At 49.7% G+C, this 26392-nt stretch carries 25 protein-coding genes; 15 read left to right on the top strand and 10 right to left on the bottom strand.

Features of this window, described 5'->3' with window-relative positions; all coding sequences use genetic code 11:
- Positions 1-12: 12 nt before the first annotated feature.
- Complete coding sequence (locus tag HCG48_RS06545; protein WP_168568430.1) at positions 13-1227, top strand: protein kinase domain-containing protein; 1215 nt, start codon at positions 13-15, stop codon at positions 1225-1227.
- Positions 1228-1275: 48 nt separating this feature from the next.
- Here HCG48_RS06545 and HCG48_RS06550 read toward each other — a convergent pair whose 3' ends face one another.
- On the bottom strand, positions 1276-2454 hold the full coding sequence (locus tag HCG48_RS06550) for a CAP domain-containing protein (protein WP_168568431.1): 1179 nt from the start codon (positions 2452-2454) through the stop codon (positions 1276-1278).
- 650 nt (positions 2455-3104) lie between these two features.
- Between HCG48_RS06550 and ligA the strand changes: the two genes are divergently transcribed.
- The 3 genes from ligA (at position 3105) to HCG48_RS06565 (ending at position 6808) form a co-directional block, all read left to right on the top strand.
- Entirely contained in the window at positions 3105-5141 is a 2037-nt protein-coding gene (ligA, locus tag HCG48_RS06555) for an NAD-dependent DNA ligase LigA (protein WP_168568432.1), read from the top strand.
- A 90-nt stretch (positions 5142-5231) separates the two neighbouring features.
- Positions 5232-6374, top strand: a complete 1143-nt coding sequence (locus HCG48_RS06560) for a glycosyltransferase family 4 protein (protein ID WP_168568433.1) — start codon at positions 5232-5234, stop codon at positions 6372-6374.
- A gap of 38 nt (positions 6375-6412) precedes the next feature.
- Entirely contained in the window at positions 6413-6808 is a 396-nt protein-coding gene (locus tag HCG48_RS06565; RefSeq protein ID WP_168568434.1) for a hypothetical protein, read from the top strand.
- Positions 6809-6879: 71 nt separating this feature from the next.
- On the opposite strand, the gene HCG48_RS06570 is transcribed toward HCG48_RS06565, so the two are convergent.
- Together HCG48_RS06570 and HCG48_RS06575 are read right to left on the bottom strand one after the other, a co-directional pair.
- Positions 6880-7422, bottom strand: a complete 543-nt coding sequence (locus HCG48_RS06570) for a CPBP family glutamic-type intramembrane protease (RefSeq protein WP_168568435.1) — start codon at positions 7420-7422, stop codon at positions 6880-6882.
- 63 nt (positions 7423-7485) lie between these two features.
- Complete coding sequence (locus tag HCG48_RS06575; protein ID WP_168568436.1) at positions 7486-8403, bottom strand: histone deacetylase family protein; 918 nt, start codon at positions 8401-8403, stop codon at positions 7486-7488.
- A gap of 81 nt (positions 8404-8484) precedes the next feature.
- Between HCG48_RS06575 and HCG48_RS06580 the strand changes: the two genes are divergently transcribed.
- Positions 8485-8988: a hypothetical protein gene (locus HCG48_RS06580; RefSeq protein ID WP_168568437.1), complete on the top strand. Its 504-nt coding sequence runs from the start codon at positions 8485-8487 to the stop codon at positions 8986-8988.
- A gap of 178 nt (positions 8989-9166) precedes the next feature.
- On the opposite strand, the gene HCG48_RS06585 is transcribed toward HCG48_RS06580, so the two are convergent.
- Together HCG48_RS06585 and HCG48_RS06590 are read right to left on the bottom strand one after the other, a co-directional pair.
- Positions 9167-9751 carry a Uma2 family endonuclease gene (locus HCG48_RS06585; RefSeq protein WP_168568438.1) on the bottom strand — a complete coding sequence of 195 codons (585 nt, stop codon included), beginning with the start codon at positions 9749-9751 and terminating at the stop codon, positions 9167-9169.
- A gap of 355 nt (positions 9752-10106) precedes the next feature.
- A complete protein-coding gene (locus HCG48_RS06590; RefSeq protein ID WP_168568439.1) occupies positions 10107-10814 on the bottom strand; it encodes a Uma2 family endonuclease in 708 nt (235 codons plus the stop codon).
- 292 nt (positions 10815-11106) lie between these two features.
- Here HCG48_RS06590 and HCG48_RS06595 point away from each other — a divergent pair, with 292 nt between their 5' ends.
- Positions 11107-12342, top strand: a complete 1236-nt coding sequence (locus HCG48_RS06595) for a family 10 glycosylhydrolase (protein ID WP_168568440.1) — start codon at positions 11107-11109, stop codon at positions 12340-12342.
- 50 nt (positions 12343-12392) lie between these two features.
- Here HCG48_RS06595 and HCG48_RS06600 read toward each other — a convergent pair whose 3' ends face one another.
- Positions 12393-12869, bottom strand: a complete 477-nt coding sequence (locus HCG48_RS06600; protein ID WP_168568441.1) for a DUF4112 domain-containing protein — start codon at positions 12867-12869, stop codon at positions 12393-12395.
- Between the two features lie 22 nt (positions 12870-12891).
- On the opposite strand from HCG48_RS06600, the gene HCG48_RS06605 reads away from it, so the two are divergent.
- The 4 genes from HCG48_RS06605 to HCG48_RS06620 all read left to right on the top strand — a co-directional run bounded on the left by HCG48_RS06605 (position 12892) and on the right by HCG48_RS06620 (position 14515).
- The gene (locus HCG48_RS06605) at positions 12892-13047 is read left to right on the top strand and encodes a hypothetical protein (RefSeq protein ID WP_168568442.1); all 156 of its coding nucleotides are present in this window, start codon (positions 12892-12894) and stop codon (positions 13045-13047) included.
- Between the two features lie 79 nt (positions 13048-13126).
- Positions 13127-13333 carry a hypothetical protein gene (locus tag HCG48_RS06610; protein ID WP_168568443.1) on the top strand — a complete coding sequence of 69 codons (207 nt, stop codon included), beginning with the start codon at positions 13127-13129 and terminating at the stop codon, positions 13331-13333.
- A 28-nt stretch (positions 13334-13361) separates the two neighbouring features.
- On the top strand, positions 13362-13523 hold the full coding sequence (rd, locus tag HCG48_RS06615) for a rubredoxin (RefSeq protein ID WP_168568444.1): 162 nt from the start codon (positions 13362-13364) through the stop codon (positions 13521-13523).
- Between the two features lie 116 nt (positions 13524-13639).
- Positions 13640-14515 carry an SDR family oxidoreductase gene (locus HCG48_RS06620; RefSeq protein ID WP_168568445.1) on the top strand — a complete coding sequence of 292 codons (876 nt, stop codon included), beginning with the start codon at positions 13640-13642 and terminating at the stop codon, positions 14513-14515.
- 5 nt (positions 14516-14520) lie between these two features.
- Here the strand turns inward: HCG48_RS06620 and HCG48_RS06625 are convergent, their stop codons facing one another.
- Both HCG48_RS06625 and HCG48_RS06630 read right to left on the bottom strand, forming a co-directional pair.
- Complete coding sequence (locus HCG48_RS06625; RefSeq protein WP_210437187.1) at positions 14521-15915, bottom strand: hybrid sensor histidine kinase/response regulator; 1395 nt, start codon at positions 15913-15915, stop codon at positions 14521-14523.
- Between the two features lie 631 nt (positions 15916-16546).
- Positions 16547-17635: a slr1353 family protein gene (locus tag HCG48_RS06630; protein ID WP_168568446.1), complete on the bottom strand. Its 1089-nt coding sequence runs from the start codon at positions 17633-17635 to the stop codon at positions 16547-16549.
- A 647-nt stretch (positions 17636-18282) separates the two neighbouring features.
- On the opposite strand from HCG48_RS06630, the gene HCG48_RS06635 reads away from it, so the two are divergent.
- From HCG48_RS06635 to HCG48_RS06645, 3 genes are all read left to right on the top strand, one after another.
- Positions 18283-20685, top strand: coding sequence for a ribonuclease R family protein (locus HCG48_RS06635; protein ID WP_168568447.1), 2403 nt, complete (start codon positions 18283-18285; stop codon positions 20683-20685).
- 390 nt (positions 20686-21075) lie between these two features.
- On the top strand, positions 21076-21321 hold the full coding sequence (locus HCG48_RS06640) for a hypothetical protein (protein WP_168568448.1): 246 nt from the start codon (positions 21076-21078) through the stop codon (positions 21319-21321).
- Between the two features lie 141 nt (positions 21322-21462).
- Positions 21463-22623 carry a cupin domain-containing protein gene (locus HCG48_RS06645; RefSeq protein ID WP_168568449.1) on the top strand — a complete coding sequence of 387 codons (1161 nt, stop codon included), beginning with the start codon at positions 21463-21465 and terminating at the stop codon, positions 22621-22623.
- On the opposite strand, the gene HCG48_RS06650 is transcribed toward HCG48_RS06645, so the two are convergent.
- A complete protein-coding gene (locus HCG48_RS06650; RefSeq protein ID WP_168568450.1) occupies positions 22620-23459 on the bottom strand; it encodes a hypothetical protein in 840 nt (279 codons plus the stop codon). The genes HCG48_RS06645 and HCG48_RS06650 overlap by 4 nt on opposite strands.
- Positions 23460-23707: 248 nt before the next feature.
- On the opposite strand from HCG48_RS06650, the gene HCG48_RS06655 reads away from it, so the two are divergent.
- A complete protein-coding gene (locus tag HCG48_RS06655; protein WP_168568451.1) occupies positions 23708-24328 on the top strand; it encodes a flavin prenyltransferase UbiX in 621 nt (206 codons plus the stop codon).
- A 106-nt stretch (positions 24329-24434) separates the two neighbouring features.
- On the top strand, positions 24435-25313 hold the full coding sequence (locus HCG48_RS06660) for a LapA family protein (protein ID WP_168568452.1): 879 nt from the start codon (positions 24435-24437) through the stop codon (positions 25311-25313).
- A 55-nt stretch (positions 25314-25368) separates the two neighbouring features.
- On the opposite strand, the gene HCG48_RS06665 is transcribed toward HCG48_RS06660, so the two are convergent.
- Positions 25369-26256, bottom strand: coding sequence for an alpha/beta fold hydrolase (locus HCG48_RS06665; protein ID WP_168568453.1), 888 nt, complete (start codon positions 26254-26256; stop codon positions 25369-25371).
- Positions 26257-26392: the final 136 nt, after the last annotated feature.

Below are 26392 nucleotides of genomic sequence, written 5' to 3' on the forward strand. Positions count from 1 at the left end.
GGAGGCATCGCCGTGATTGTCCTGAGCTTATTGGACGCGCGCCATCGAGCGCCCCAACAACAATGGCATTTCGATCTCGAGTCCCTAATTCGGGTCGGTCGCGCCCCGGATAACGAAATTGTGCTAGACGATCCGGTGGTTTCCCGACACCATCTCGAATTGCGTCGCCTCCAACGCACGGCGGGGGTCGCGGGTTGGCAGTTAATCAGTCACGGGACGAACGGCACTTTTGTGAACGGTCAGTTAGTTTCTCAAATTTGGCTCGCAGACCGTTGTTTGATTCAACTCGCCCGAGGCGGTCCAATTTTACAGGTTGGCTTGAGTGCGACCGTCCCCGGCGTGTCGGCTTCGGCGCCGTCGCAAGGGGCTTGTATCCACGAGAACAACCCGCCCAATACCCTGTTTTGCATTCACTGCGGCGAACCGATTCACGTCGATCGCACGATCCGCCAGTATCGGGTGTTGAAAACCCTCGGACAAGGCGGGATGGGAACCACTTACCTCGCCTGTACTCCTTCCTTACCGGATGGCGGACGCCCGCAAGTGCTGGTGTTGAAGGAAATGAATGCCGACATGACCCGCATTCCCAAGGCGATCGAGTTATTCGAGCGAGAAGCCCGGATTTTAGAAGGGTTAAATCATCCCGGAATTCCCAAGTTTTTCGATTTTTTTGTGGAACAGGGCAAGAAATATTTGGCGATGGAGATGATCCACGGCGAAGATTTGGAACGCCGGGTGTTTCGACAAGGCCCGATTATCTTGCCCCAGGCGATCGATTGGATGTTACAAACTTGTGAGGTCTTGGATTATATCCACTCGCAAGCGCCGCCGATTATACACAGAGATATCAAGCCCGCCAATTTGTTAGTTCGCAACCTCGACAATCGGATCGTGGTTTTGGATTTTGGCGCCGTTAAAGAAATTGGCACCGCACCGGGAACTTGCATCGGCGCGCCGGACTATACCGCCCCGGAACAAAATCGCGGCGAACCCCTGATTCAGTCGGATTTATACGCGATCGGGGCGACTTTAATCTTTTTGCTGACTGGGGAGAGTCCTCAGAAGTTTTATCGCCTGCTGCCAGACGGTTACGGCTTTAATATCGCCTCAGATCCGAGGATTCCTCCCGAGGTCGCCGCTACGATTACCCAGGTGACCCAACCGCGACCGAGCGATCGCTATCCGTCGGCGATCGAATTGGCCGAGGCGTTGAGATCTTGTGTATAAAGTAGGCGGCGATCGCCCCTGTCAGCTTTTCTCACTTAAACCCGCCCGTCACATCGCAAAAACATGATAGGCCACCCCTTCATAATTATAATTCGGTAAGCTCTCCATCACGACATCGCGCTCTTCTGCCGATGGCGTATAGAAATGCGTCCCCGTCACCGCATTGAAAAACCGATAAAGCGGTGTCGTTCCCAATCCCGACTCAGGATATGCCTGATACGCCACCCCTTCGTAATTGTATTGGGGTAGGGTAGAGCGAACTTGGTTCATCTCCTGTTCGGAAATCGTAAAAAAGTGCGTTCCCGTTTGGGTATTGAAAAAACGGTGAATCGGTGCAGTCTCCGACGTCGGAACCGCAGGAGTAGAAAAACTGCTGCCCTCATAATTATATTGCGGCAAACTATTTCTGATATTATCCCGTTCCTTTGGCGATGCCGTATAAAAATGAGTTCCCGTCAGGGTATCGAAAAAACGATAAATCCCTTGCAAAGGAATGGTAGTTATCTCCGATCTCGGTGGGGTTACCTCTGGTATCGCCGGAACAGGTTGTTCGGTCGGTGGGGTCACCCCTGGTATCGGCGGTGGCGGTGGCGGTGGCGGTGGAACGGGTTGTTCAATTGGTGGTGTTACATTGACTGGTTCACTCGGTGGCAGTGGCAGTGGTGGTGGAACGGGTTGTTCCGGTTTTAAAGACGTGACGGGAGGAGCGATCGGATCTCGCGTAGGTTCTCCGGTCGGATCGCCTTCTTCACCAAACCATAAAACAGCATATCCTTCGTAAATACCAACCCCTAATGCATTCCAGTTGCGTTGACTCCAGTCTCCATTTGGACCGGGTTGATTGAGAATAACTTGCCGATGACCCTCAGTGCTATTTTTCCAGCCATCGAGAGCAACTTCGGCAGTCATGTCAGGGCCATTAAAACCGGGATAACCCATGACATTTTCGTAACCTAGACCGGGATAATCCGTGTTGAACCTTTGTGGAGCATTCCACATCACATTAGGGTTATTTGAAAATGAAGCATCACTCCAATCGTGAGTGACCCGTCCGATATTTTCCGCTAAATCGAGAACGTGACGGTTTGCGACCAGGGTGAGTGCTTTTGAGAGGCGAATGGCAGGTAAACCGTTTTCTGCCCGATATTCGTTGACGAGATCGAAAAGTTTGACCTCTTCGGGTTCTAAGTTATCAAACTCGGAGGGAGCATAAATATCGATCGCCATTGTCGGTGACCTCGCAATCTTCTATCGATTGATTGAGTCAGCCCTCGCCAATTATGCACGGCCATAAGTTGATTAGATTTTTTTGCAACAATCATTTACAATTTAATGGAGAATTCCTGTTGCTCGCGATCGATGGTTCCTGAGTTTGCAGCTTATCAAACCACGATCGCGATTCGGATCGGCGAGCGATCGCGCCAGTGGAATCGAGAAAAGTAGCTAGAAAGGTCTGTGATTCTTTCGTTAATTTTCCATTGCTAAAACCATTATAATAGAGAGCATCTTGCTGCCTATTTGGATTGCAAATCATTGATAGACAGCTATATGCATGTAAAAAGAGAAACAGCTTAAGTCAAAATAATATTTTTTGCAAAGGGGACAAATTGGGGATGGGCGATCGACATTAGAGATCGACATTAGAGATCGGCAAGTCGAAATTTATCGTTCCGGTGGGGACTTAGAGATGCTGACCCATCCCACTCAACTTTCGGGAAAAATCTTTGACCTGAATTTATATTAAATTTAAGTTAGATTGGGGATCGATAAACTACAACGATCGCCCGTTCCCCGTGCTATTTTGATATTTTTATAAAATTGAACTTAGATAAAATAAGACCGACCATCCAGCCGTAGACCTTCAAGGAATTGCGATCGTGTCAACGCCCTCAGTGGAAACCCAAGAGTGGGTCAAACAACTGCGAAAACAACTGCAGAAAGCCAGTTACGCCTACTACGTCCTCGACAATCCCATTATGGAAGATGCGATTTACGATCGCCTCTACCGGGAATTGCAAGACTTAGAAAACCAATACCCGCAACTGGTGACGCCGGACAGTCCCACCCAGCGTGTCGGCGAACGACCCGCCACCCAATTTCAATCGGTTCGTCACAATATCCCCCTCTACAGCCTCGAAAATGCCTTTAACGTCGAGGAGTTCGCCCAATGGCAGCAACGGTGGCAACGGGTCGTCCCCAAAGAAGAATTTGCGTATGTCTGCGAGTTAAAAATTGACGGTTCGGCGATCGCCCTCACCTATGAAAACGGGATTTTGGTACGCGGGGCGACCCGGGGCGATGGAGAATACGGCGAGGACATTACCCAGAATATAAAAACGATTCGGGCGATTCCCCTGCGTCTGACCGCAGACCCTCCGCCCGCCGTCGTCGAAGTGCGCGGCGAAGCCTTTCTACCCTTGGATGTTTTTCACAAAATTAATCGAGAACGGGAAGCCAACGGGGAACAGCCGTTCGCCAATCCGCGCAATGCGGCGGCGGGAACCTTGCGCCAGTTAGATTCGCGGGTAGTTGCCGAACGGCATTTAGATTGTTTTGCGTATACGTTGCATATTCCAGGCGAAGAAGAAACCGAGATGGCGGCCACCCAGTGGGACGCCCTGGAACAGTTGCACGCGCTGGGGTTTAAGGTCAATCCCAATCGGGTCTTATGCCGATCGCTGGATGAAGTGAGAGACTATTACGATCGCTGGGAGGGCGATCGCGAGGCGCTGCCTTATATGACCGATGGGGTGGTCGTCAAACTCAATGACAAAGGATTGCAAGCAGAACTCGGCTTTACACAGAAGTTCCCCCGTTGGGCGGTCGCCCTCAAATATGCCGCCGAAGAGGCGCCGACCGTCGTGGAAGGGGTGACTGTCCAAGTCGGTCGAACGGGGGCGCTGACGCCCGTTGCGGAGTTGTCTCCGGTGCAGTTGGCGGGGACGACGGTCTCGCGGGCGTCATTACACAACAGCGATCGCCTCGCCCAATTAGACCTCCATCTCGGCGATACGGCGATCGTCCGCAAAGCTGGGGAAATTATCCCGGAAGTCGTGCGAATTTTGCCGGAATTACGCCCGCAAGGGGCGATTCGCTTCCAAATGCCCGATCGCTGTCCCGAATGCGGCGAACCTGTGGTCAAACCGCAAAGTGAGGCGGTGACGCGCTGCATTAATGCCTCTTGTCCGGCGATTTTGCGCGGGGCACTGATCCATTGGGGAAGCCGGGATGCTTTGGATATCAACGGTTTGGGAGAAAAATTAGTCGAGCAAATGGTCGATCGCGGCCTCGTGCGATCGGTGCCGGATTTATATGATGTTACTGTCGAAGAATTGGCGAAATTAGAGCGATTTGGCAAAAAGTCGGCGCAAAATTTAGTCAACGCGATCGCCGAATCCAAAACTAAGCCCTGGTCGCGGGTATTGTACGGCTTGGGAATTCGCCATGTCGGTGGCGTCAACGCCCAATTATTGGCGGAAAAATTCCCCGATGTCGATCGTCTCGCCAGTGCCTCGATCGCCGATATAGAAGGGATTTACGGCATCGGTTTGGAAATTGCCAATTCAGTTTATCAATGGTTTCGCGTCTGTGCCAATCAAGGGGCGATCGATCGCTTGAAAACGATCGGCGTGCAGTTATCGCAACAACCGCAAACGGAAACGACGGGCGATCGCGCGCGATCGTCAAACTTAACTGGAAAAACTTTTGTTCTTACCGGAACGTTACCCAGTTTAAAGCGTAGCGAAGCCAAGCAAATCATCGAAAATGCGGGAGGAAAAGTTACGGGTTCGGTCAGTCGTAAAACGGATTATGTAGTGGTGGGAGAAGAGGCCGGATCGAAGTTAGCAAAAGCCCAGGAATTAGGGATTACTTTATTGACGGAAGAACAGTTATTAGATTTAGTCGAAAATTGATAATCGATTCTTCTGATTGGCGGGCATCTTGACCGCCCTAAGCTCTTCTAATTCGCGGGAATCTTACCGGACTTACAGACTTCCACAACTATGAAATATGTCTTCGTTTTCCTCGAAATTTTCTCTTGGGAAGGTGGAATTCAATCTTACGTTAAAGATATTCTTCAAGCCTATGCCAAAATCGTTACCCAAACCCGAAACAACCCTCAAAACTATTTAGACCCGGCGCGCGTCCTACTATTGCGAGATTCGCCCGGATGTGACAATCCTTTTGAAGGTAACCCTGCACTTAAATTTTATTACTTAAAAACGTTACCGCCGTGGGTCGGACGGCTGAAATTGGCGATCGCCCTCTTGTTGCAACTGCTGTTCCGCCGACCCCAGCGCGTATTCTGCGGTCATATTAATTTGGCGCCACTCGTGCGTAACTTTTGCAAAATACTCCGAATTTCGTACACCGTTTTAACTTACGGAAAGGAAGTGTGGGAACCGTTACCGCCGCGCTATCGCCAAGCATTACAAGACGCGGACAGCATCTGGACGATCAGCCGTTACAGCCGCGATCTCGCCTGCGCGGCGAACGATCTCGACCCACAAAAGTTCGAGTTACTACCTTGCGCGATCGACGGGAAACGCTTTATTCCCGGGGAAAAACCGCCGGAATTGCTCGATCGCTACGGCTTGAGGGGGGCGCGGGTATTGATGACCGTCGCCCGTTTGTGGTCCGGGGATATATACAAAGGTGTTGACGTGACGATTCGGGCGTTACCCGCGATCGCGCAGCAGTTTCCCGACGTTAAATATTTGGCGATCGGACGGGGGGACGACCAGCGCCGTTTGGCGAAAATGGCGCAAGATTTAGGGGTGAGCGATCGCGTCGTCTTCGCCGGATTCGTGCCCACGGAAGAGTTGCCCGACCATTACCGAGTGGCGGACGCCTACATCATGCCGTCTCGCGAAGGTTTCGGCATCGTCTACATGGAAGCGATGGCAAGCGGAATTCCTGTGCTCTCCGGCAACGATGACGGGTCGGCGGAACCCTTACAGGACGGCAAACTCGGCTGGCGCGTCCCCTATCGCGACCCCGACGCCGTAGCCCGCGCTTGTATCGAAATATTACAAGGAGGCGATCGCCGTTGTGACGGAACCTGGCTGCGACAAGAAACCCTCACCGCCTTCGGTACGGATGCCTTCACCCGCAGAATGCAACAACTGCTGGGAGTTTCTCGGTAGTATGGAAGTGTTCGCAACTATTGAGGCACAGATCGGCCATGAACCAAGGCAGCCCTAAAATTTTCTCCCTAGACTTTTTGACCGATGTCAGCCGTTGGGTCGTCCCCTTCCTGGTCATTTGGTTTTTAGGATCGATTGGCTTAGGTTGGCTGGTCAATTCGATTTTAATTTTCTTGGGATTGTTAATGTTGACCCCAGTAATTGCTTTTCTCGGATTGCGCTGGTGGTTGGGTCGCAATCTCGTTATCGGGTCTTGTCCCGTTTGCTCTTATCAATTAACGGGTTTAAAACGTACTGAATTACAATGTCCTAGTTGTGGCGAACCCTTGCGCGTTGAAGGCGAAGGATTTGAACGCTTGACTCCGCCGGGAACGGTAGATGTAGAAGCGGTAGAAGTGTCGGCAACGCCCATTGATGAATCTCGTTCGTCGTGACTGTCTCGAAGGTCAGTTTTAAATCTTTATTTTCAGTGGAATCTACCCGTCAGAATTCGGAATTTAACCATTCAGAATTCTGACTCTCCTAACTCGCGGATGCCTCCTAAAAGGAGTAACCAAACGACGACGATCGCCCAATGGAGAAACACTGAAGACCAGATCGAACCTGTTTTTAGATAGGCGATCGTACAGCAAAGTCCTAATAAACTGGCTAGGGATAAAAAGACGGGATCGGTAAAGGTATGACAGCGATCGCGTGCCAGAGTCCAGCCATTTAGGGGATGATAAATCACAAAAGCAATTAAGCTGGCGATCGCCGAAATTGAAACAGTCGTAAATGAAGCATTTTCGCTCGGGTGAGGTAATAGTAAAAGTCGAAAACAGACTTCCTCAGAAATTCCCGGAGTGAGCAAACAACTCGCCATCACTAGGGCGATCGCCTTTCTGGATCTGCGGATATCGACTTGAATAAAATCGAAATAAAATCCAATCGGTAAAGCAATGACAGCATACAGTCCTAAAAGAGCAAAACAAAATAACCAATCTTGTAAATTGGGTAAAGTTGTCAATCCGTAAACTAGGCGATCTTTCAATACATTGAATAACAACATTGCCAAAATTTCAACCCCATTAATATCTAACTCTTGCAATCTAAACTCTAAAATCTAAAATCCCTAAAGTCGATACTGCTGAAACACTTGCGCCGCCGCCCGATGCAACAGAGAATGACGGTAGACTAAATCGGTCATGTCGTCCGCATAACCGCCCCCGATGACACAAGCAACTGGATATCCTTGGGCGATACAAGTCGATAGCACTTGCATATCCCGCCGGAAAATTCCCGTATCGCTGAGGGCGAGTTTGCCGAGGCGATCGCCCGCGTGGGGATCCACCCCCGCATCGTACAAGACTAAATCCGGTTTGACCCGGGACAAAATATCGGGCAAGTATTTCGCTAAAGTCTGCAAGTATTCGTCATCTTCCATCCCCACCGGGAGGGCAACGTCTAAATCGCTGGGTTGCTTGCGACTGGGGAAATTAGCCTCGCAGTGCATGGAAAATGTAAACACACTCGGATCGTCTCGGAAAATAAATGCCGTTCCGTCCCCTTGATGAACGTCGAGATCGACGATTAACACCTTTGAAACCATGCCTGATTTTTGCAAAACGCGAGCGGCGATCGCCAGGTCGTTAAAAATGCAAAATCCCGAACCGAAATCGGGAAACGCATGATGGGTTCCTCCTGCATTATTGCACGCCAAACCACGTGATAGCGCTAACTTCGCCGTCAAAATCGTGCCGCCAACCGCCCGACACGTTCGGTTCGCCAGTGCCGCACTCCAGGGCAGTCCGATCCGCCGTCGTGCCTTGGGATCTAAGGTACCTTTGCAGTAAGCTTGCACGTATGATGGCGTATGGACGAACTCGATCCAGTCCGTCGGCGGTAACTCCGGTTCGTGAAATTGCCAGCGATGAGCTAAATTATCTTTTAATAGCAACTCGTAAAGTAAGCCAAATTTCGCCATCGGGAAGCGATGACCTTCCGGAAGGGGAGCAACATAATCGGGGTGATAAATAATCGGTAAATCCATAGAGATCGCCCGCTAAAACCTCGGTCAATTTACAATCTAAACTTTAAAATAGTATTGAATGTCCCTTCAAAAATAATTGATATGAAGACAATTTGGATTTCAAGCGGAAAACGCCCGGAAAATGCAGAAAATTTTGCTCGCATCAGCCAATGGTGGGCGAGTTTAAGCAGTCAAACCGTCACCTGGCGTCAGCGATTGCTCGATCCGGAGAAAGAAGTAGAACAACTGGATTGGGAACCGCAGCGATTTGACGATAAATTTGCGATCGCCAACCCGCAAGTACGCGGAATTACTCTGTATTGGAATAAACCCGGTTCTCCCGTCGAACACAATACGACCGTTCGTCAACTCGAATTAGATACCTTACGCCAACAACTTTATGTTTATCCGCAATCCCAACAAAATCTCGTCATTCGTGTCGGTCTTCCGGAAATCGAATATCGTAAATTAAAACTGAATATTTCTGAAATTGAAATTGAGGGCGATCGTCTCATCATTGCCCGCGATGGCACCCAACTGATAGAAGTTCAATTAACCCTCTCTCCCGAGCAAGTTGCTCAACTTAAACGAGATTTACCTGCTTAATTTAGGAACAAATAGAGCATTTTTAATCATCCTCAGTTCTACCGATGTAGGGGTAAAAAAAGAGCCGAAACTTATTTGCCCCTACGGTTCTAGCCCTCCTCAACGATTGGTAACCCCTTTAGGGAGCAAGGTGCTTCTACTCCCAAAGAGTTCGGGGGGCAATCCTGACTCAAGTGATTTAGGAAGCGGATTCAGTCTCGAATTCCACCTCATCGTAAAGATCGGCAAAATCTACCTTTAAATCGATACTTTTCAGGGTGAAGCTCGTATCGCTAGCATGGTAGATCTGAAATAGCCAGCCCCCTTCAGAATGACGACGAAAAATTTCAACTCTTTGTTGTTTGCTATTGACTAAAACATATTCTTCTAAACTGTCTGCAGTTTGATAATCGTTAAATTTGTCGCCGCGATCGAAAGCTTCCGTACTCTCAGATAACACTTCTACGATCAGTTTGAAACAGCGTTTGTAGGTTGTAGTTTCTCGATCTTGTGGATCGCAAGTGACCAGCAAATCGGGATAGTAGAAACAGTTGGGGCGATCGAGCCGAGCTTTAATATCGGCAAAGTACACCCGGCAGTTTGTTCCTCGCAAGTGATTGCGAATAAGAATTGCTAAATTTAAAGCGATCGCATTGTGAGTATCGGTTGTACCTGCTATGGCATAAATTTTTCCATCAATATATTCATGCTTGGTGGAGCTTTCTACTTCTAATTCTAAATATTCTTCAGGAGCTAAATGTTGACTGTCCGTAAGAGCAACCATCTTGTTTTCTCCTTCTCTGACTTGTATTTTACAAACACATAATGCTTTTAGTTATTAAGTTTTTCGATCGCGATCGGTAGCTTTTCTGATTATATCGCAATTCTCGATCGCCTGGAATAACAAGACAATAAGTTCAGTCTTAATTCTGAGAGTACATTCCCATTTTCAGCGAACTGACAGGTTATACCATTTTTCTAAAATCTCGATGGAGATGGATTGCTTATAAGGACACGGCATTGCCGTGTCCTTACCCTCGATCTCTCTCATTATTTTTGAAAATCGGTATTAGATTGCTGAATTGAAGCTAGAAGATTTACAGAGGATATTTGTTGTCAATCGATGCTCACAATTAAATCTATTTTTTATTCTCTAATTGTTCTAAAAAATTGGCATGTCCTGGTGATGAAAGCCCCTGTTGTAAAACTTTTAAAACACGAGACATTCTGCGAGTGAATAGGGCATCCACATCCAACCATAAGCCGGGAAAAGTTTGAGAACGGATTACCCGATCGCCCTCATCGGGACTGAGCAGTTGGTACTCTCCGTCTACCAGTACAAACCAATCGAATTTTTCCTCAAAAAATTGCCAGACAACATATTCTAAAACTCCATTACGACGGTAGACTTGCTGTTTATTTTCTAAGTCGATCGCCGCACTACTAGCCGCAATTTCTACCACCAATTCCGGCACGCCTTCTAAATAACCGTCTGGCGTTAATTTTGCGCGTCCTCCCACAGTTTTATCGAGGATTAAAACGATATCTGGTTGAAATTCATTGTCTAAATCTAGACGAACCGTGGGTTCGATTCCCGATCGCACGCCGGGGGTAAAAGCGATATAAGTACCCAACCAAGTCACCAGGAAACTGTGGGGTTCTGCGTGTTGTTGAAAGCGTAAGGGAGAAGCCACGTAAACAATTCCTTCAATGAGTTCGGCTTTGTGGATATTGGGGTTGGCTTGATACCGTCGTTCAAACTCGGGACGGGTGAGGCGATCGCCGCTTTCCAAAGGAGGAATAGGGGAAAAATCGAATCGGTTACCATCGGGGAGTTGAGTCGTCATGGCAGTTTCCTAGAGTGAATTCGACTAAAGTAGAGGATGAGTTTGTCGCGATCGCTACTTCTCCAAAAAACCCTCGCCTAAAAAGACTATCTACATCATAAACATCGCGCCTTTGACTGGCGACTTCGTCGCCACAAAATTGACAAACAAGCGATCGCAATCCTATGATAAAGGATGGTATATTTTCAGGAAAGTCTTGTCAGCAGTACAAACCGTCAACCCGGTTAATATTCCCGTACTGAATTGCCGTAAATCTTCTAAAACTACAATTTTTCTGAATTGGCAAATAACAATGTCACGCTCTAAAAAAGAAGCCAGTGGATGTGGATGTGCTAGTATTCCTTTTTCAGTCATTTTCCTGATTGCAGGGGGAGGATATTGGTTATTTACTCAGCGAGAAAACTTAGAACTGAGTCGCTTCATTCCCTCAGATTTACAAAACCAAATTCCCTTTTTGAATACCTCCGCTCCAGAAAATTCAATTCCGACAGTTACACCTACAGCGCCAGCAGAAAATCCGACATCTCAACTACCGCAAACTTTACCGAACAATCCGCCTGCCAATCCCCGAGCCAATTCAGGGAACAATCCTGGAAAAAATACGGGTTCAAATCCATCCTCATCGCCTCAAACGCCGTGGGAAACGAAAGAAATTAGAGGGATCTATTTAAGTCGTTACCAAGCCACCAATAACGCCAGCGAGGAAACGATTCGCCAACGAGTTCGCTACTATCGCGATCGTGGTATAAATACCATCATTCACGGAGTTTGGGGGAATGCCTGTACGATGTACAAAAGTCAAGTCATGCAGGAAAAATTCGGCTACCAAAGTTGTCCGAATGAGTTTCAAGATCGATGGCTTGATTGGCTCATTGATGAAGCGCACAAACAGGGAATGGAAGTTCATGCCTACTTTGAAAAAGGAATTAAAATAGACGAAAACAGTCCGGCATTTAATCTAGCCGTCGAACGAGGTTGGATCGTGGCTGGCGTAGACCGAACTCATCCCGGAGTCGATCATTACGTGCTAGATGTCGGTATTTCCGAAGTTTCTAATTTATTTAAGGAGATTCTGGTCGAATTCGTGACTCGATATCCCACAATTGATGCGGTTCAGTGGGATGATTATTTAGGCTATCATGCCGAGTTGCCGGGACAAGTCGATCGCACCTTAGAATTGACGAATTTTGTCAAACAGGCGATCGCGGCGATGAAAGCCGCCAATCCTAATGTTAGTTTCGATCTTTGCCATCACAATCCTTATTGGGCCAAACGATATTTTGCTGCCGATTGGGAAACTTGGGGCGTCGATCGCGTCTTCATTCAAGTTTATGCCGACAAAAACTTCAATGACGAACTGAAATATGTAGCGGCGAATGATGGAATTTCAATCACCGAACGACAATTTAATCGGTTCGATGAAGTCGTAAACAACCCACAAATTGAAAATATTTTATTTTTTCCCCTTTCAGGAGAACCAGAAAAAATGGCAGATAAAGTTAATACTTTGAGGAAAAATATCAACTAATTTTCCCTCAAAGATTACAATCGAGGTTTGGCAACGCCAATAACCACGAATCACCGTAAAAGAGCGCCAAAAATAACAGTAATTAGCCACGCACTAAAGGCGATCGCCGCCACGACGAAAACGAGCAATCCGATCAGTAACAATGCAATAAATGTCTTATCTGCTTTTTTCGCAGGTTGGGGCGTGTCGAGATGACTTTCAAGTAATTCCATATTCTTGATATTTGCTTTCCAAGCAACGTCAAACAAATCGCCGACAATTGGAATAGTTCCGACCACGGTTTCCAATAAAATGTTAGAAACCATTCGCACTAAACTTTCGCGAGGTAAGCCTAATTGAGCCGCAGAAAAGACAATATAGGCGGAAAGCAAGGCCCCGGCGAGGTCTCCTCCGGCGGGTAGCAATCCGAGTAAGGGATCGAGTCCGATGCGGTAAGGCGTTCCGGGAATGGGGATGGCATTGTCGAGAAGACGACTAATATTTCGCAGGCGTTGGACAGTTTTTGCTTGGCGTTCGATCGTGGCCATTTTTTTAGAGGTTAGAGGTTAGATGTTAGAGCTAGAATTTCAGATTAGCTCACTCGTAGCCTTGAAAGCCGCCACTCCAGAAATTCGATCGCACTCTACCTTTGGAGAGAGGGAGTTGGGGGGGCGATCGTGGCATACTTTAGAACAATACGAGTCCGATCGCTCAAAATTCATTTGATTTTAGCTCTCTTTTGCCCGTTTCTTCCTGGAATCAACGGGATATCGGGCTGTTGCTTATCGATTGAGGAGAATCAACCGTGCGTAAATCCCCCCAACCTGGAACGGGAAAGACCATTTCTTTATATATTTTTGGAATTTTTTTCCTACTCAGCGCGATCGTGGTCATTCTGAAAGGAACGGGGATTCTCGGATGGATTCCCAATTATTTAATTTGGGCTTTAGTTTTAGTTTCGATTGGGGCAGGAATTTTAGCAGGAATTAAAAACGTGAGCGATCGCCGTTAAGCCAGATGACAATCTCGAAGAGGTCACCATGAAAAAATACGTTTGTACAATTTGCGGTTACGTTTACGACCCGGAAAAAGGCGATCCGGATAGTGGGATCGAACCGGGAACCGCATTTGAAGATATCCCCGAAGATTGGGTTTGTCCCGTATGTGGGGCGGCGAAAGAAGACTTTGAACTGCAAGAGTAAAGCCGCGATCGCATAAATTCGCATAAATTCGCAAAAATTGGTCTAATTTCGCATCTATTTTGTCAACTTTACGTCAACTTCAAATAAGATAGGCGTAAAGCTTGAGGTATCGAGAAATGAAAAGATTGTTACTCACGGGGGCGAGTGGTTTTCTAGGCTGGAATCTGGCGCAAGTGACCACTAAAACTTGGGAAGTGTTCGGAACCTATTTCTGTCATTCTCCCTCCGTTAAAGGGATCGAATCATTTCAAATCGATTTGCGAGATTTTCAAGCCGTTAAAGACTTATTTAATACCGTTCGACCGGAGGCGGTCATTCATACGGCAGCTTCTTCTCAACCCAATTTTTGCGAACTTCATCCGAAGGAATCCCACGAAATTAACGTGAGCGCAACTTGCAATTTAGCGGGGTTGTGCGCGGATAGGGGGATTCCTTTTGTATTTACTTCGACAGATTTAGTCTTTAACGGGTTAAATCCCCCTTATCGAGAACTGGATCCGGTCTGTCCGGTGAGTATGTATGGGGAACAAAAAGTGATGGCCGAATTGGGAGTTTTAGAGCGCTATCCCGAGGCAGTGGTTTGTCGGATGCCGTTGATGTTTGGCGAAGCGGGACCGACGGCGACGAGTTTTTTACAACCGATGCTCGCCAAGTTAAGAAGCGGAGAACGGTTGAGGTTATTTGTGGATGAATTCCGCACCCCTGTTAGCGGTAAAACGGCGGCATTGGGTTTATTGTTAGCGTTGGAAAAAGGGCGCGGTTTACTGCATCTTGGGGGTCGAGAGTCTTTGTCACGCTACGAGTTTTTCGAGTTGGCGATCGACGTTTTCGAGTTGAATGATGCCGCGATCGCGCCGTGTTTCCAAAAAGACGTGAAAATGGCCGCACCCCGTCCGCCTGATGTTTCTTTAGATAGTTCTAAAGCGGTGGCGTTAGGCTATCAAAGACCGACGATCCGGGAAGAGTTAGAACAATTACGGTTTAAAGTTTAATTAAATTAAGCGATCGCCTTACGAACTTGAGAATTTTTGGGCGTCGAAGCAACACGATAGGAAGCTAAATCGCTCAGTTTGGACTGTTGGATAGGAATAGTAATCGTAAATTCTGTACCGCTTTCGGGACTCGATTCGCATTCGATCGCCCCTTGATGCTTGTCCGTGACAATCTGATAGCCGATGGAGAGTCCCAATCCGGTGCCTTCTCCGACAGGTTTGGTGGTAAAAAATGGATCGAAAATCCGATTTTTTACTTCTTCGGGAATTCCCACGCCATTATCGCTAATCCGGATGCTCACTCTATCGTCGGTTTCGTTGAGTGACGTTTCGATCTCAATTTGCGGCGATCGCCCTTCTTCTTCGATGGAGTTGACCGCATCGATCGCGTTTGCCAGCAAATTCATAAACACTTGATTGAGTTGTCCGGCATAACATTCGACTAAGGGTAAATCGCCGTAGTTCTTAACGATTTCGATGCTGGAATCTTTAAGCCGATGCTGCAAAATCAGCAGGGTACTTTCGATCCCTTCGTGAATATCGACAAATTTCATATCCGATTCGTCGAGTCGGGAGAAAGTGCGCAAATTCAAGACAATTTCTCGAATGCGATCGGTTCCCATTTTCATCGAATCGACGATTTTTTCCAGATCTTCGCGCACGAAGCTTAAATCGATTTCTTGTTGAAAATCCCGAATTTCTTGAGACGGTTCGGGATAGTGGCGTTCGTAGAGTTCGATCAGTTCTAATAAGTTTTGAACGTATTCGCTCGTATGCTCGATATTTCCGGCGATGAAACTGATAGGATTGTTGACTTCGTGGGCAATTCCGGCGACGAGTTGACCCAAGCTCGACATTTTTTCGCTTTGAATTAATTGACTTTGGGTTTCTTGTAAGTGAGCGAGGGTTTCTGTGAGTTCTCGCGTGCGTTCTTCTACTCGTCTTTCTAACTCTTGATTATACGCGCGCGTGAGTTCGACTTCGTAGCGTTTGAGTAAGTTGAGATAGGCGTCGGAATGATAGCGAATGCGAGCGACCAATTCGACGCGATCGGGAAGTTTGATTAAATAATCATTGGCGCCATTGCTGAAGGCTTCGGCTTTCTTTTGGGGGTCGTCATTGGTCGAAAGCATGACGACGGGAACTTCTCGGGTTGACTCGTGGGCTCGCAAAAAGCGCAGTAGCACTAATCCGTCAACGTCCGGCATCAGCAGGTCGAGTAAAATGACCGTGGGTTGAATTTTTTCGGCCAGAGGAATGACTTGTGCGCCATCTTGGCAGTAGTGAAATTCGATATCGGTTTCGTATTTGAGCAACCGTTTGACGGCTTCGGCGACGATCGGGCGATCGTCTACTAATAAAACGACGATTCCTCGTCGGTCATTGGTAGATTTTGTCATGGTCGATCGCCTCTCGATTCCCCTCGTGTTGGTTGTGTGCATGACGCTGTTGTTCATCAAGTTGTTGAGTTGTTTCACGGTGAAATTTGTCAGCCCGTATACTGACGCTGCTGTTTTGATGTGTTGAGATACTGACCGAACTGCCCCGGACTCAACCTCAATTTTTTAACTTGATTGAATATTTTTGAGATTTCAGCTAAAAAGATTACTTTTTGGCTGAAAAGTTCCAATAACTTAATCAGGGAAATCGCGATCGCCACTCGCTTACATTTTTAAAATCTATTGGCTTATGGTAAGCCTTCGGCTAAACTTTTGTAAAGATGTTGGGGAAAAAATCTGTCTAAAGACAGATCGAATCCAATATTTAGCCCAAAATTCAGTTTTTTCAGGAAATTACTCTCTAAATTTCCAACAAATTCGTCAAAATTTATCCGTAATCTCAGTAGTTTTGACGAGAGAAAATCAGTGAATTCTCGTCAGTGAAATTACAGGCGGATGGAGTTATCGATCGCCCGTCACCTTTTGGATGTGATGGGGACAAAAAAGTGACCGTGTAGCGATCGCCCTCGGCCAAATGGGGGCGCCGATGCTCCGGGTGCCGTGGCGATCGCCGCGAACGGCTCAGTCGGGTTTAGGGATCCGGCTGGGTTTTGAGGTATTCGTAAAAATCGAGCAGTTCTTCCGGAGACAGTTCGGAGCGCGATCGCTTGCCGTTATAATGCATCTCCAGATGTTTGCGTCCTTGGTCCGTGGTCCAGCCGAGACGGCGGATTTCAATAGTGGTTTTCGCAATCAAATTGGACAGATCCGCAGGTTCCTCGTCCGGATCGGTCTCGGGCGCCGCCGAGGCGATCGGCGTCGGTTTGGCGGGGGTGGGACGCTCTGGGGCAGGTGTACTTGAAGAAGACTCAAACTCGTCGAAGTCGCGACTCGGCATCGAAGGTGCCTCGCGATCGCCCCGGGAGGGTAAAGGCACGGTCTGGGAAGCGGAATCTGACGCGACGGTTTCTTCCCAAGGCTCCTCCGACGTGCTGGCCGACTCCCATCGACTGGGGGGAGGGGAAGCGGGACGGGCCGGATGGGGCGATCGCTCCCAACTAGGGTGACTGACTGGAGAGACCGGAGTTCGTCCCGGGTCGCCGACCGAGGCAGGTGCGCCGAGACGCTGGCCGCCACTCAACGGCTCCGAACCGCCAAAACTGCCGGGAGTTTCGACAGATAAAGACCGACGGGAAGGGATTTCGCGGGAAACTCCCGATAAAGACACGTCCAATCCCAAGGCCGATAAAGCCCTCAAACGGGCGCGGTCTTCCGCTTGTTCGAGGCTGTCATCCGTGGCCATGCCCGTAGCGACGGGATGACCGTCTACTTCCACGAGGACGCGAACGACATATTGACCTTCGTGGATTTTGAGCAAATCCGAAATGAGACTGCCCGTGGGATAACGAGCGCGAAATTCACTTAACATCATCGAGTTCTGAGAGTGGATATACAACATGCGAACCATAGACCCCTCCAACGCCCCAGGGGAGACGATGGGGGAGACCAGACCTGGCCGAGACGATCGCGGACAACGGCAAACCGGAGCGGCAAATAAGTTAAAAGGGCGACAGACCTGGGACAATGTTATTTTACCGAGAGACGGGGAGGACGCGGGGGAACGACGACGGCTTCGCCCGCCGGGGCGATCGCGATCGAGACGGGTCTTTTGCCGACCCATCCCAAGAGTCGTGAAGAATGGGGCTGCTTATTGGGTAGAATAGTTTGCAGATGATTGGTTTTCGACGGCATGGCGTCGAGCGAGGAACACCACCCCACGTCCAGCAGCTCCAGCTCAACCCCGCGATTCGGATTCTAGGGTTCCCACTCCGTTAACGGATCGAAGCCACTGGCGAACCGAAATCCGATCGAGTTCCAGCCTGCCACCCGCTCCGTGTAGTTCCTGTCGGACGTCAACTACACCCTGAGTGACATCGGGACGAAACAGAGCGATTCTCGCGATCGCCACTGTCAGTCACTCGTGCTGTGCCATCGTCGTGATGCGTACTACGCCCGTCTCAATCCGCGAAAGTGCGGCACGAGGGACTGAAAAACCGAACAGCCAGAGAATGCGGGCTGGACAATCGCCAAGGTCAGGTTTCTGGGGATAGGGATATCCAGGGGTTGCACGACCGATCGAGGTGGAACTCACCGCATGTTCCCCATCGGGTCAACCGGGATGGTGTAGGACGTTGGCTCTCGGCACAATTGAGCGGCCTCGTCGCTTTGTCCACATCCAATCAAACCGGGAAAAAATGTAGGGTTGTCCCGTCATTTCTTTCTCAGTTGAAGATCGCGAAAAGTCAAAGAAGAAGGATCGATCGCCGAATGGAATTTTCAATCGCTACACTGCTGGCCAATTTTACCGATGATAAGTTGGTCGCACCCAAGGTCTTAGAAAAAAAATTGGGGTGCCAAGATCGCACGACTCTGCGAAAACTCCAGATCGCTTTAGATGCCCTGGAGAAAATTGGCATCTTAGTCAAAGACAAAGGTCGCTATCGGCGAGCGTGGGACGATAATCTGGTCGAAGCCAAACTCCGTTGCTCCAGCAAGGGATTTTGTTTTGCAATTCAAGATAAAGAAGGGACGGAAGATATTTATATCCGCGAATGCCATCTGAGCAATGCTTGGAACGGCGATCGCGTCTTGGTCAATATCATTAAAGAAGGGAGTCGGCGGCGATCGCCCGAAGGCGAAGTCCGCTTGATTCTCGAACGGTCCAACCCTTCCGTACTCGCCCGCGTCAAACAAGAAGGTTCCCAATATAAAGCCGTTCCTTTAGACGACCGTCTTTTATTTGAACTCGATATCAAAGCCAATGGCGTCGAACTCGAAAAAGCGATCGAACATCTCGTTCACGTAGAAGTCGTTCGCTATGCCCTCGGGCCGTATCCTCCCCTCGGTCGCGTCGCACAAATCCTCGGCAGTGACGCCGAAGAAGCTAACGACTTGGATATCGTCTGCTGCAAGCACGACTTACCGCGCCTGTTTGCCGACGTGGCCCACGCCGAGATCGACGGCTTGCCCAAACAACTGCGTAAAGCCGATCTCAAAAACCGTCTCGACTTACGCAAAGTCGAAACGATCGCGATTTTACCTGAAGCCGTCAACGGCAGCGATCGCCCCCTGGTCGAACGGGCCTTTACCATCGAAAGCCTCAAAGACAATAAATTCCGCTTGGGAATTCACGTCTGCGATGCCGCCTTTTACATCAAACCCGATACTGCCCTCGATCGCGAAGCGCGCAAACGCGGCACCACCGTTCACCTCGGCGAGACCATTTTACCTTTAGTTCCCGACAGCCTCGCCCGCGATCGCTGTTCCTTCTTCCCCGGCGAAGACCGCCTCGCCATCTCGATCCTGATTGTCGTTGACGAAGATGCCAATGCGATCGAATACGAAATCCAACCCAGCGTCATCCATCTCGATCGCTACGTCACCAACGCCGAAGCCGATCCGATCCTTCAGGAAATGGCCGGACATACCGAACTGCAAGGGATCCCCGAATGGTGGCGGGACGTTCAACAGCAACAATACTCCAGCGAAAAACCCGAAGCGATCTCCGAAGAAATCGCCCAAATGCTCGAACAACTGTTTGCTTTGAGCTATTCCTTGCAACAACGACGCCGGGAAAATGGGGCATTTGAGTTGAACTTACCCCCGAATCAATACGGAATTTGTCCCTCACCGTACCAAGATGAAGGCATCCAAGGCGTCGTCAGCGCCTGCTCGCACCTCAACACTGAGGGCATGTTGAGCGAATTTGTGATCTTGGCCAATCACCTCGTCGCCCTTCACGTGCAAGAACTCGGCGTTCCCGCCGTTTATCGCGTGCAACCGCCACCGGATCTCGATGAAGTCGAAGATCTGATTAAATTGGCGAGTAATATGGGGGTCGAAATTCTCCTCGACGACGAAGAAGATGTGACCTCTGTAGACTATCAGGATTTTACCGAAGTCTTCGCCGCCTCTACCTGCGAGCGCGTGCTGACCTACCTGCTCGAATCGACCTTAAAACCGACTGCCTACAGCACGATTCCCTCATCTCATTTCGGTTTGGCGATGGAGTGCTACAGCCACTGCACCTCGCCGTTGCAACGCTATCCCGATTTGTTGATCCAACGCTTGCTACACGCCGTGTTCGACATCGGGCGCGATCGCAAATCTACTCGTTCCAAAGACCGGGTCAACCTCCATCACAGCAGTTGTCACGGTCAAATTACCTGGAACGTCCTGCCTCCCGACGTTCACCACGAATTCGAGTCCGATTTCAGTTCCGTGGTCGGTCACCTCACCGAACGGGAAAAGTTAGTCCAAGAAGCGGAAGCGGACCTCGAAGGGTTGAAAAAAGCTGGACTGATGAAAGAACGCACGGGGGAAACCTTCCAAGGCTTGATTACCGGGGTTCAGTCTTACGGATTTTTCGTCGAAATCGAGGTCGATTCGGACCGACGCGGACCGTTACGCCTCGAAGGTTTGGTTCACGTCTCCTCCCTCAAGGATGATTGGTACGAGTATCGCCGCCAGCAAACTTTGGTCGGACGCAAGAACCGCAAGCAATACAGCCTCGGGGATTGGGTCGAAGTGCAAGTGAAAAGCGTCGATTACTACCGCCAGCAAATCGATCTGGTCGCCGTTGGCGGGGGTAGCGAAGCCCCCAGTACCGACGACGATATCGATTATCGCCCGCGCGATCGCAATTACGATTACGAAGACGACGAAGATTAATTATTTACGCCGTCGGGGAATGGCGGTACTTCGATCGAAGTCTTTCATTCCTCGTTCGGGCGATCGCGATCGACCCAAGCTCCTCTGTCAGCTTGGGTTAGTTTTTGGATTTTAGTTTTTGGATTTTAGATTGAGGTTGCCGTCATTCTCGACCGTTTAGCTCGAAAAACTGAGAAATACTCTCGTAATCTTTCTTAAAGTGAGTTAGGCGTTCGCACCCTCTTGTATGCCCCGTTTCACGGGAACCGAAGCGCGACGATCGCCCGTCCCTTAAACCTCGCTTGGATCTCAGGGATTGAGACCATTTCGGAACTGCCTTCATTTTCTCACGCCAAAACTGAGAAAATGCATTATAATAACATCAATTTATACAGCTATTGAGAGGATCTCATGCTCAATCCGAAACTCGTTCTCAGCTTACTCCTGGGCGCCCAAGCGAGCGTGTTACTGCCCGGTATGTCTCAGGCGGCGATCGCCGACTTGTCCTCAGAAGGGTCGGCTTCCTCGTCTCAGACGGCGATCGAAATCGAAGTCAACGACTTAGACCGTCGGGCGTCCGAACCGATGTTAATGGCGGACAACGACAACGACGAAGACTACGACACCAACAACGATTACGACGCCAATCGAGCTTAGTCAACGGCGATCGAGATTAGCGATCGCATAGCGTTGATGGGGAAATAAAGCGGAGACATCACCTGGGGGGATGCCGATCGCCCGAACATCCAATCTATCCATCGGGTCGATTCGCATTTTCGATGCAAAACCCACCCAACAATGAGTTACTTACAAACCTTATTTACACCCCATTCTCTCGAAGATTTTTTTACTCGCCATTGGACGCAAAAAGCCCTTCACGTTAGCGCCCGAGACCCGGAAAAATTCAAGTCCTTATTTTCCTGGAAAAAACTCAATTATTTACTCAACTATCACGGTCTGCACGCACCGGATTTGAAGTTTGCTCCCACCAGTAAAGGCTTCGGAGAAAGTCGAGATTTACGCGACTGGCGCGATCGCCTCAACCAAGGAGCGACCTTAATTATTAATAGCTTAGACCGCCATTGTCCGGAAGTGGCCGAGGCGATCGCCCTCGTGCGCGACGAAATAGGTTATCGAACCCAAGTCAATTTATATTGTTCCCCCCCGCGACAACAAGGGTTTAATTGCCATTACGACACTCACGAAGTTTTAGTCTTACAAATTGAAGGGGAAAAACAGTGGTTTGTCTATTCCGAAACCATTCCCTATCCCGTTTCCGAAAGTCGCAGCCGCGATCGACTGCCCCCGGAGAGTCCACCTTATTTAGAATGCACGTTAAAAGCGGGAGATTTGCTTTATATCCCTCGCGGACATTGGCATTATGCCTTAGCAGGCGATCGCGCCTCCTTGCATCTAACCGTCGGGATTGACTGCCAAACCGGACTGGATTGGTGGGAATGGATCGCCCGAGAATTGCAAGACGATCCGCAATGGCGGCAAAATTTGCCCCTCACTTGGGAGGGGAATCGCGATCGCCTCGAACGGCAATTGCAACAGTTATCCGAACGGGCGATCGCCTTGTTTCAAGACCCGGCAATACGACAAAAATATATTGAAGATCTCGCCTACCGCGATCGCCCCCCCTTACCGATCGACCTGCCGAGTCAACTCGGGATCGGCATTTTCGATAACCCCTGGGAAAGCGAATTTATCTGGGTTTTTCCCGAAACAATGGAGGTTAAAAAGCTCGATTCGGATTACTATCAATTACGAATTGCTTCTAAAAAAATCACCCTCAAAGGTCTGCGCGATCGCCTCGCCGACGGTTTGTTTAAACAAGAGCGCTTTAACTTATCCGATTTAGCCGAAGCGGTGCCAGAAGCGGACTTTTATAGTGAAATCGTCCCGGCGATCGAACGCTTGGTGACCGAAGGAGTTTTGCAAGTACGCGCGGATTAACGATCGCCGTCTAAAATCCCTTCGGTGCGATCGGCCAGTTCGGCGCCAAATCCTGCTAAAAATAATAACAATCCCGCGCGATCGCCCGTCGGAAAAATGGCCAACTGCACCGCTTTATACATTTGCCGTTCCCACTGGGGAAATGCGCGGGCAAAATACTCGTAACTCAAGTACAGATCGCGCGTATAAATGCCTTCGCGAACCATCACCAACTCAAATCCGGCACGCACTAAGCGACGACAAATCCAACGACAGCGACGGCGAACTTGTCTGTCGAAATTGAGTTGACCGGGGGACAAATTGCGCAAAAAATCGAGGGTTTGCACCAGATCGTCCTTTAAAGAAACAGCGTAAGTCACCAAAGCGCGATCGGGTTTGACGGGAGGCAAGATCGGATTGAAATCGCGACCCCAAACGCACAATCCCTGAGTTTTCAGTAAGGACGACCACCAACCAGGCGCAGGGGATGACGGCGAGATCTGTAGCGCCGTTTCCGAAAGGGCCGACGTTTCAACGCGGTGACAAAATTGATAGCGCTGTTGGAGATGGCGACCGATCGCCTGGAGCTGCGATCGGGCCGCTTCTAGGGGATAATTCTCTTGGAGAATCACCACGCCGTCGAGATCGGATATCCGGGCGATCGCCTCTCCGCGAGGTACCGACCCGCGCAAGTACAAACTGACGGCGCGATCGTCCAACGCCTTCAAACATAAAGCTTTCCAGACCTCCACCAACTCCGTCCAGGGAGATGCGATCCGGTCCGTCCCACATTCATTGATCAGATAACCCCGGGCATCCGTCGGCCACAACCGACCCATTTTAACCAATCGAGACATGGTGAAAACTCTTGTTGTACAAGCATTGTATCGGAGTGGCGATCGCGATTCGCCATCCCCGAGTCAAGGCGCAAAAAATTTCCCCCCCACTCTCAATCTCGGACAACCCACCCATCGACCAACCGACGATCTGGCCGAGGAAATGGAGACCTGCTCGATCCTCACCTAGCCCGTGGAAGCCTACAATACAATTTACGCACTTCCTCCGAGGTTGCATTTTTTTGCCCTTGATTTGAACTGTAACCCTTTTGACTTCAGCTCCATCCAAACCCCTAATCCTCGGAATTTCCGGCGCCTCTGGCTTGATTTACGCCGCCAGAGCCGTTAAATTCCTTCTCGAAGCGGACTATGCGATCGAACTGGTCGCTTCCAAAGCGTCGTACATTGTTTGGCAAGCCGAACAAAATATCCGAATGCCCGCCGAACCCGACCGACAGGCGGAGTTTTGGCGCCAACAAGCGGGAGGCGTCACCACCGGAAGCCTACGCTGTCACCCCTGGCAAGATGTCGGCGCTAACATTGCCAGTGGTTCGTTTCGCACCCGGGGGATGTTGGTGATTCCTTGTAGCATGAGTACAGTGGCCAAACTCGCGTGCGGTTTGAGTTCCGATCTGCTCGAACGGGCCGCCGACGTACAATTAAAAGAGGGTCGCCAACTCGTTCTCGTCCCCAGAGAAACTCCCTTGAGTCTGATTCACTTACGCAATTTAACGACGTTAGCCGAAGCAGGGACCCGCATCGTCCCGGCGATTCCCGCCTGGTATCACCAACCCCAAACGATTGAAGATTTAGTTGATTTTGTCGTGGCCCGCGCTTTAGATCAATTCGAGATTGATTGTATTCCAATTCGGCGTTGGGAGGGGCATTGAGGTAAGACGGGGAAGATGGCAAGGGTTCTCGCATCGATTGACTCGCAACTTCCTGAATCTAAAATCTAAACTCTAAAATCTAAACTCTCAACTCTCAACTTCTCTCATGCGTGATTTTCGCAATATAGTATTTTTGGTTATTCTTGGAGGGCTAATTATTTTTACTCTCCAAAATCTCCAACCGAGTTTATCTTTAACTTTTTTAGGTTTAAAAACTGTTCCTCTCCCCCTGTCACTTTATGTGGTGGGGGCGATCGCCCTGGGATTTACTACGGCTTGGATGATGTGGGCGCTGTTTTCACTGTCGAATCCGTCGGTGCAACGGCGGGGGACACGGCGATCTAGACCGCCGGAATGGTCCGAGGAACCGGATTTACCCCGATCGCCCGCCAGCAGCCGCGATCGCCGCGATCGGGTTGAAGCGCGCGTCAATCCCTCCGGGGCGCAAACCTACATCCAAACCGATGCGGACAACCGTCTGGGACGCGGGAGAGAAGACGAGGCAACCCATTTACAAGATTTAGAAGGAGAACCAGAGGAAAACTGGATCGACGAAGACGATCGCGCGATCGCCTCTCCTTCCAAGGAGTATGAAGTCGAACGACCGCCCACCCGTCAATCCTGGTCCGGTTCGATCTATTCCTACACTTATCGAGAGGGAGACCGACCCCCTGCATCCCCTACTTCCCGCGCCACTTCTGGCGAAACGGAGGAAGAATCCGAGGAACCTTGGGAAAATTGGGAAGGTGAAGAGGGTGTACAAAATCGCGAAAGCGACGAGTCGGAATCCGTCAACCCGACAACGGCGACCGATTCGGGCGATCGCGTCTACGACGCCCCCTATCGCGTCACGACCCCGCCGAGTCAAACTGAAAGCAATAACGAAGATAACGCCGACGAAGATAACGCCGACGCCGAAGAGATCGAAACCCCTCAAGATTGGGAGAACGATTGGAAAACTCCCAAGAAAAAAACGGAGTGGTAAAGGGGATAGCGCCGTAGGGGCGGCAGATTTTTGAAGGTTCGCCCCTACGGTGCACTTAGGAAAGGTCCGCCAACCAGTTCAAAATTGCTTCATTGACGATTTCCGGGCGTTCGTCGTGAGGACAATGTCCGGTTTTCGGGATCGAGATAAACTCCAACGGTAGCGATTCACGGCGATCTTGAAATACCTGACTTCCGGCGATCGGAGTCCACGGGTCGTCCTCACCCCACAGAACCAATAAGGGACGGTCCACTTTGTCTAAAAACGTGGCGGGGGGTTCTCCCGGGGGCGCCGTCAAAATCGACGCGAACACCGATTGCGCCCCCGGATCGCACGACGGACGATAGAGGAGTTCGACGAGTTCTTCCGTCACGGCTTCGCGATTCCCGTACACTTGGCGCAAGGTGTTGCGAATCCGGTGTTTTTGGCGAATCCGATTAAAAATAAACGGGCCGAAGGTCGGCGAACTGACTAATTTTGTAAAGGTTCCCATGACGACGCGCAAGGGAAAATAGAGTTCTTCCGGTCGGTGGTTGAGTCCTCCGGCGCAGTTAATCAAGACGCCACCGAGAGATTTTTCTGGAGAATTGGCGACGGTCATCAAACTGAGTAAAGCGCCAATCGAGTTCCCGACAAACACCGCAGGTTCTCGGACTTGTTCGCGCCAAAAGTCGCCGATCAGCTCTTCCCACAGTTCCAAACTGTAGGCGATCGCCGCCTTGTCCGACCCCCCAAATCCGAGCAAGTCTAAAGCAAAAACCCGATAACCGCCGCCAGCGAGGACGCCGATGTTTTTGCGCCAGTGACCGATGGACGCACCGAATCCGTGAATGAGAACTAACGGGCGCCCGCTTCCTTTGACGGTGTACTGGATTTGATGCCCCTTCCAGGTCCAAGTGAGTTTTTCTAAAGGTTCAGCCGAGGTCAGCTCTTGAGTTAGCACAGCCTATTTTGTTAAGTTTCGTAAATACCTTATTAATTGTAACGCAGGGGATCCGTCGTGCGCGCGTCCCGTGGGCTTGCGATCGCAAAATCATCGCAAAATCATGAAGATGACCGTTCTGTTGCCCTCTAAAATC

It is taken from the genome of Oxynema aestuarii AP17 (genome assembly GCF_012295525.1).
Classification (GTDB): domain Bacteria; phylum Cyanobacteriota; class Cyanobacteriia; order Cyanobacteriales; family Laspinemataceae; genus Oxynema; species Oxynema aestuarii.